General features: G+C 32.4%; 2 protein-coding genes. Both read right to left on the reverse strand.

Translation table 11 applies throughout. The features are described 5' to 3' along the window. Positions 1–2380: FtsX-like permease family protein (locus VLM92_RS05860; protein WP_325275413.1), on the reverse strand; the 2380-nt coding region annotated here is incomplete at its 3' end. A gap of 2 nt (positions 2381–2382) precedes the next feature. Then, positions 2383–3087, reverse strand: coding sequence for an ABC transporter ATP-binding protein (locus VLM92_RS05865; RefSeq protein WP_325275414.1), 705 nt, complete (start codon positions 3085–3087; stop codon positions 2383–2385). Between the last annotated feature and the right edge of the window lie 299 nt (positions 3088–3386).

The following is a 3386-nucleotide window of genomic DNA, read 5'->3' on the forward strand; positions in this document are numbered from 1 at the left end:
TATAAATTTTACCAAATTGAACTTCTGTTGCGCCAACTACTCCTTCTTTCAGACCAAATCCTGTTATCATTAATCCTGTACAGGCAGCAATACCTATAACAGTCATAAACAGTCTTTGCTTATATCTAAATATATTTCTTGCAGTAACCTTCTTTGTAAAGCTGAGCCTTTTCCATATAAAATTAATTCTCTCTAAGAATATTTTTTTACCTGATTTAGGCGGTTTTGGTCTCATCAAAGAAGCTGGAACCTCTCTTAATTCATCCAAAGTTGATGCCACTGCTGCTGTAGCTGTGAAAAATATAGCTACTAAAGATGCCTGCAGGGCAAGACTTGTATTAAAAGGTGTTACTGATTCAGCAATATCATAAAGGGAGCTATAAGCATTCATTATAAATGGTGGAAATAATCTAAATCCAATTGAAATACCAATAATACTTCCAATAGCACTTGCAGAAAGTGCATATATAAGATAGTGAGATACTATTGCAGCTGTGGAATATCCTAAAGCCTTGAAGGTACCTATTTCTATTCTCTTTTCCTGAACCATTCTAGTCATTGTAGTAAGACTTACCAGTGATGCCACCAAGAAAAATACTAACGGAAAAGCCTTCCCTATATTGTCAATTCTGTCACTGTCCTGTCTATAGCTTTCATAGCCTACATTTTCAGATCTTCCCAGCACATACCAGTCAGGCTTTTTAATATCATTAAGCTTGTCTCTGTTCTTCTGGATTTTAGCCTCTGCATCCTTAATCTTAGCATTTGCCTTTTCTTCTTCTAATTTTAATTTTTTAGTATTTGAATCTATTTCTTTTTGTCCTTCTTCTAATTCTTTTCTTCCACTATTAAGCTTTGCTAATCCTTCTTGTCTTCCCTTAGTTAACGCTACTTCAGCATCAGAAATTTTTTTCTTACTTGCTTCAAGTTCTTTTATACCATAATTAAGTTTAGCTTCACCCTCTTTAAGTAACTTCTCCTCGCTAGCCAACTGTTGTCTTGCACTATTTATCTCGTTTGCTGACTTGTCGAAGTCGTTTTTTAAAGCTTCTATGTCAAAGTAAGCCTTAATATTTCCTAACATATTATCATTCTTTAAGGCACTGTACATGCTATCAAAGTCTTTTCCCTTGATATCTTTTTCGTAAAGTTGATTTATTGAATTATACTGATAAATATATATTGGATTACTTGGATCGGACTCAAGCTGTTTTTTTGCTTTCTCTACCTCTTTGGCTATTGCCGAGGAAATTTCATCTGCTGCCTGCTGCTTACCTTTAGTTAATTGTGCTTCACCCTCATCAAGCTGCTTTTTCCCCTTCGCAATTTGAAGTTTTCCACTTTCAATCTCCTTTTGCTTTATATTTATTTCATTTTCTCCAGATAAAATCTGTTTTTTTCCATCCTCTATCTGTTTAGTACCCTCTACCATCTTTTGATTAAAAAGAACCTCATTTTTTCTAAGTTCTACCTTACCTTTAGCAATTTTATCTCTAGCAGCATCTAACTGCTTATATCCATCAGCAAACTTCTCTGCTGCTTCTTTCTTAGAACTGTCTAATTTATCTTGTGCTTGTGCTAGCTTATCATTACCAGTCTTTAAAACTTCAGCATATCTTATTTCATTTCTAGATAATCCAAGGTCCTTAAGAGCCTTTTCTATATTACTAGTCTTTTCTTTATAACTTTCATTATTTAAAAGACTATTATTTGACTCTGTGTTTTCAGTTCTTACATATATTTCTGTATAAGCTTCACTCTTGAAAACTTCAGGAAGTATATATACAAATCCTCTTACATTACCATTTCCAACAGAACTAAGCTGTCTTTGCTCCGAAACATATAATGGCGATTTTGCCGTCCCTACAATCTTAAATTCATTGTTTTTCAAGCTATCTTCTATACTGTTGTCATTTCCTGACTTAAGCACTATCTTATCATTTAGCTTTAGTTTGTTTTTTTCAAAGAACCTTTCCTCAACTACAGCTTCATTTGCATTCTCTGCTCTTTTGCCCCTGATCATTCTTATATCGTTAATACCATTTTTATCAGGCAGTGAGTTGATATTTAGCACTAGCTGACGTTTATCTTTTTCTATCACTGCATCTATAGAGTAAGACCCCTCAGCTTGTGTTACACCATTTTGTTTTTGAACCTCCGCTAAATCATCCTTAGTAAGTCCCAGAGTAGAAACTAGCTTAAAATCCATAAGATTATTTTTTCTAAAATATGAATCTCCAGACAACTTCATATCAGGACTCGTAGCTCTAACACCTGCATAAAAAGCTACGCCAACTGCAATGATTATAACTATTGATAAAAACCTTGAAAGAGACTTTTTTATATCTCTAAATAAATTCTTTAAAAATGCCTTATTCATAATTACCACTCTATGCTTTCTATTGAAACAGGATTTTCATTCTTTTCAACACTTGCTATTTTTCCACTTTTCACAGTAATTATTTTATCAGCTATTGGTGCTATTGCAGAATTATGAGTAATAACAATAATGGTCATATTGTACATTTTTGCTGTATCTGATAATAGTTTTAATATTGATTTTCCCGTATTATAATCCAATGCTCCTGTAGGTTCATCACAAAGAAGCAGTTTAGGATTTTTTGCAATAGCTCTTGCTATAGATACCCTTTGCTGCTCTCCCCCAGAAAGCTGTGCAGGAAAATTGTAAAGCCTGTCTTTAAGCCCAACACTTTTAAGTACATCTACAGGGTCCATAGAGTCTTTGCATATTTCCACTGCAAGCTCCACATTTTCCATTGCATTCAAATTCTGAACTAAATTATAAAATTGAAACACAAACCCTATATCTTCACGTCTATATTTTGTAAGTAGCTTTTTATTATACTTGCTTATTTCATTGCCATCTACAAATATGCTTCCTTCAGTTACATGATCCATACCACCTAAAAGATTAAGTATTGTTGATTTTCCCGCACCACTGGCCCCAAGAACAATAACAAGCTCTCCCTTATCTATGGAAAAAGAAACATCGTCAACTGCTTTAATAACTACCGAACCCATGTCATAGCTTTTTCTTACATTTTTAAACTCTACAAAACTACGCATCTTTATGTTCCTCCTTATAGAATTTTATGAATAATCGTTTTCTTTTAATTTTACATGAATTTCAATCCCTGTCAATGAGACATTATTTTCATAATAAAATATCGGATATAAGTATACATATTATACTTAATATCCGATATCTATTATGGTCTATTTAAATTTAAACTCAGACTTTTTGTAATTTCTTATAATTATCATATGTTTTTATATTTAAACGTACAATTTCGTATTTTCAATATTATAAATATAAAATTTAATTATATTTACTAGATTATTGATAATGTAGTTTATAAACATTG

It is taken from the genome of Romboutsia sp., assembly GCF_035470145.1.
In the GTDB taxonomy this organism is placed as follows: Bacteria; Bacillota; Clostridia; order Peptostreptococcales; family Peptostreptococcaceae; genus Romboutsia_D.